This window comes from Herbaspirillum sp. WGmk3, assembly GCF_023952535.1.
Taxonomy (GTDB): domain Bacteria; phylum Pseudomonadota; class Gammaproteobacteria; order Burkholderiales; family Burkholderiaceae_D; genus Herbaspirillum; species Herbaspirillum huttiense.
This window is the reverse complement of record NZ_JAKYWT010000013.1, coordinates 1-3,934: the sequence shown is the minus strand read 5'-3', so window position 1 is coordinate 3,934 and position 3,934 is coordinate 1. Positions and strand designations below refer to the sequence as shown.

The following is a 3,934-nucleotide window of genomic DNA, read 5'->3' as shown; positions in this document are numbered from 1 at the left end:
AAATATTCCTGCACGACACCAAGACGCACATCCCGGCCCGCCGCCAACACGGCGTCACCCGAGGCGGCAATGACGGCCGCATCGGCCTGCAGGTCGCGGCCAGCAAGCAGCACCACGTCCTTGCCACTCACGCTGGCCACCTGATCGATATTGCGTCCCGTGGTGATGGCATTGGCAGTCGTGACGCTGGTGCTGCGAAGTACGACATCCCGGCCCGCACTCAGCGCCAGCTTGTCGTTGGCATCGATGACGCCGCCGGCATTCTCGATATCGCTCTGCGCCAGGAGGCGGACCGAGCCGCCCTCGATGCGCCCGCCGAGATTGCGGACGTTGTCCGCGCGCAGCGTCACCCCCGTTCGCGCGGCGATGGTGCCGCCGCGATTGAGGATGTCCTGCACGGTCTGGAAGGCGACTTCATTGCCGGCGACCAGGGTCTGGCGACCACTCACCCGCAGGCTCGACGGTTGCAGATAGACCTGCGGTACCAGCACTTCCTGCTCACGGCCATCGGCCAGCGTCACCCTCCGCTGTACCAGCCAGACGATGTCCGTTCTAAGCTGGGCGATCTGTGCTTCGGAGAGTGCGATGCCCAACGCATAGCGCTGGACCTGCGCCTGCTGCAGCCCGGCTTGCATCAGTGCCAGGTATTGCGCCTCGTTGTTGCTGAAGCCGTTCAGATAGCGCTGGCCGGTGGCTTCCTGGATCTGCCGCTGGATCAGCTGTTGCTCGTAGAAGCCATCACCGAAACGCTGGTACCCCGGCGCAGGACCGAAGCGGTCCTGATACGCACGCACCAGGAAGTCGGACGACAGCCAGTTGCGCTGGCCGATGAAGCGCGGATCGGTCTGCACCAGTGGTGCGGCCACGCTGCTCTGATTGACCTGGTACAAGGCATTGGCCGGCAGGCTCACGTCGACGGCGGGAGCACGCAGGTCAGCCGTCTTGCCCGCATCCGGCAGCGCTTGGGCGGGAACGGTGGCGGGTGTGCGAGGAGTGCGCTCGCGCGTGCTGCCGGCCTCGTGCGTGGCGCTCACATCAAGTGGGAATTGTGTTTCTATCGTTTGAGAGGCGTAGGGTGCGCTCTCATAACGACGCTCATCGGCCTTGAGCCAATGTTTCCTGATGAAGGTCTTCTCTGCCGTGCCGGTGGAGGTGACCGTCTGCCTGCCCATGGGGCCGGTGTTGTTGATGGCCGTACCATTGACGGCATCTCCGGCCAGCAGGCCACCGGCGATGAACTGGCTGGCGTAGTTGTTGACCACACCGGCGGCCAGGGTCATCGTGCCGCCGGAGGTGATCATGCCGGGCGTGCTGCGGGTCACGATGGTGCGCTGGATCTGCTCGGTGCCGTCGTAGATGATCCACTCGCCCGCCATTCGGGCGTAGAGGGAACGGTTGAATCTATCGATAGCCTTGTCCAGATTGCGGTAGGACTCAACCGTCGTCTCGCGGATCGCTTTCCACTGGCTATGCCGTTGCCGATAATCCGCATCCGGGCAGGATTCAGGATCAATGCAGATTCTGGGAAGTTCAGGCTCGGGTGATACTTCCGTCGTCGGCCTTGCTACGCGAAAGACATCCCATATCCGGTCACCGGGCTGGTAGACGAAGCGTTCCGGTTCTGCCGGAATGGTGCTGTGCTCGTTACTGACTTCGGGAATCGCTGCAAGATAGGCAGGGCCAACGCCGAAGCTCCGGTACAAGCGGCCACCCCTGCCGACATGCCGGCTATAGTCAAACGGCGGTCCGTAACGGTCAAAGGGATATTCCTCCGACGGCAGCAGCAGGCGGAAGTTGTCCTCATCACCCATCGCGCGCCAGTTCTCCGGCGCGATAATCTGGCCACTATCCTGATGGATCAGCCGCGCATTGTCACCGGAGACGAAATCCGGCGATCCCACCAGGCGGTAGTTGATGATCCTGCGTCCCGGCTTGCTCTCTTCGGCGATCTCGAAGTGTGCATTCCGGTTGTTGATCGCATCGGCCGCAATGGTGAGTGCGCCATCAGCATTGACGGTCGCGCTGGTATTGTTGACCTCGCGCGCACGTCCGGTCGCGCGATGGTCGCTGCCGATGGCGCCGCCAATGGACATGTCGCCGACCGAATACAGCAGCGCCTGCTCGCCGTTGTAGAGCAAGCCGGTGCCGATATCCAGACGCTCACGTGCCGCGATGACGGGGGCCCTTTGTACGCCATCGATGATTTCTGGTGCGTTGTGCAGCACATCTGCAGCAAGCGCGACGCGGTCACCGTAGATGCGCCCGGCACCGAGGTTGTAGAGCGTGCCAGCCTGAATGCGCGTGGTGACGCCATCGACCAGGCCGCGGTTGATGAAGTCCTGGCCGGCACCGGCAGACAGCGAGACATCGCCGCCCAGTATCGACGCACCCGCATGATTCTGGAATCCCCTGGCAGTCACGCGCAACGCTGCCCCTGCGGCCAGCGTGCCGTAGTTGCTGAAGCGGCCGCCGGTGCGCAGATCGAGGTCGCCACCGGCAACAGTTTCCCCGCGCTGCTCCAGATCCGTGGCCACATCGATACGCAGATTTCTGTGACTCAACAGCAAGCCCTTGCCGATCAGGGAGTGCGATGTGAGACTGAGGTCGCCGCCTGCGAGGATGCGTCCGCCCTCGTTGTCGATGACCAGCCTGCGGGTGCTGGCCGGGTCATTGACTGACAGCGTGCCTTGCGAAGACAGGAGTCCGCCGCGATTGTCCACGCTCTCGCTGGCGGCGATCTGCAATGACTGGCCAGTGCGGATGGCGCCGTTGTTGTTGTAGAGTGCGCCCGTGGTAACACTTACGCTGCGGCCTTCGATGCCCTGATCCTTGCCCTGGGTGTCGTCGTTGCGCAGGCTCTGGCTCTGCAGCGTTATGTCTTCGTCGGAACGCATCAGGCCACGGCGGTTATCCATGTCGCCTGCTGACACCTCCACTCGCATCGCGCCCTTCGACTGCAACTGCCCGCCGCGATTGTCCACGCTGCCGGCCTCGATGCGCAGCCCACCTCCAGTGGCGATATCGCCACCCTGATTGTCGAGGGTGCTCACTTGAAGACGGGCTTCGCCACCTGCCACCACAACACCCGCGCCATTGCCGAGCGCGCCGGCCTTGATGTGCAGATCCGTGCCGGCACGCACACCTTGATCCTTGCCCGAATGCTGGTTGTACAGTGCCTGGCCGTGGGTATCGATGTCGAGGCTCTTCAGGGCCTGCAACAATCCGCCCTCATTGTTGACTTCACCGCTGGAGAGCGTCAGCTTGCCCCTGGCGGCGATACTGCCGGCACGATTGTCGAGCTCTGCACTCTCTGCCTTCAGGTCTTGCCGCGCAAAGAGTACGCCGCGCTGATTGTTGAAACGCCGGTTGCGCGCATCAATCACCATCTCGCCGCCGCCAAGCGTGCCGTCGCTGTTGTCGATGCCCGTGGCCGTGATCTCCAGCCGGGTGGCGGCGAGGATCTTTCCTTGGTTACTGGTCTTTCCGTCTGTCGTCAGTTCGAGAGAACTCTCGGCCGAACGCATCCTGCCCCGGTTCTCCAGCGTGGCCGCATTGACGGTGAGCGTATCGTTGGCGCCGATCTCTCCGGTGTTGCTCAAGCCCTGCTGCAGCGAGAGCTTCATGGCGCCCTCGGCGGTGAACGTCCCGCTGTTGTTCAGGGCCGCCGCCTTCAATGAGACGGATGTCTTGGCCTCAACAGTACCGCTGTTGGTGATGCTTTCTCGGGTCTGTATGTCGACACTCTTGGCCAGCGAATAGAGTGCTCCGCCATTGACCAGAGAGGCCGTCCGGAAATCCACCGTGCCGTCTGCGCCAATCTTGCCGCTGTTGAGTGCAGCACCACCGATACGCATCAGCAAGCTACCGTGCGAGAACAGCTTGCCGCTGTTGTCCAGTGCATCGGCATCGATCTGGAGGGTGCTGCCGGCACCGA

General features: G+C 63.0%; 1 pseudogene. It reads right to left on the bottom strand.

The features are described 5' to 3' along the window. A pseudogene (locus MKD49_RS25680) lies at positions 1-3,934 on the bottom strand (hypothetical protein); the annotation flags it as partial.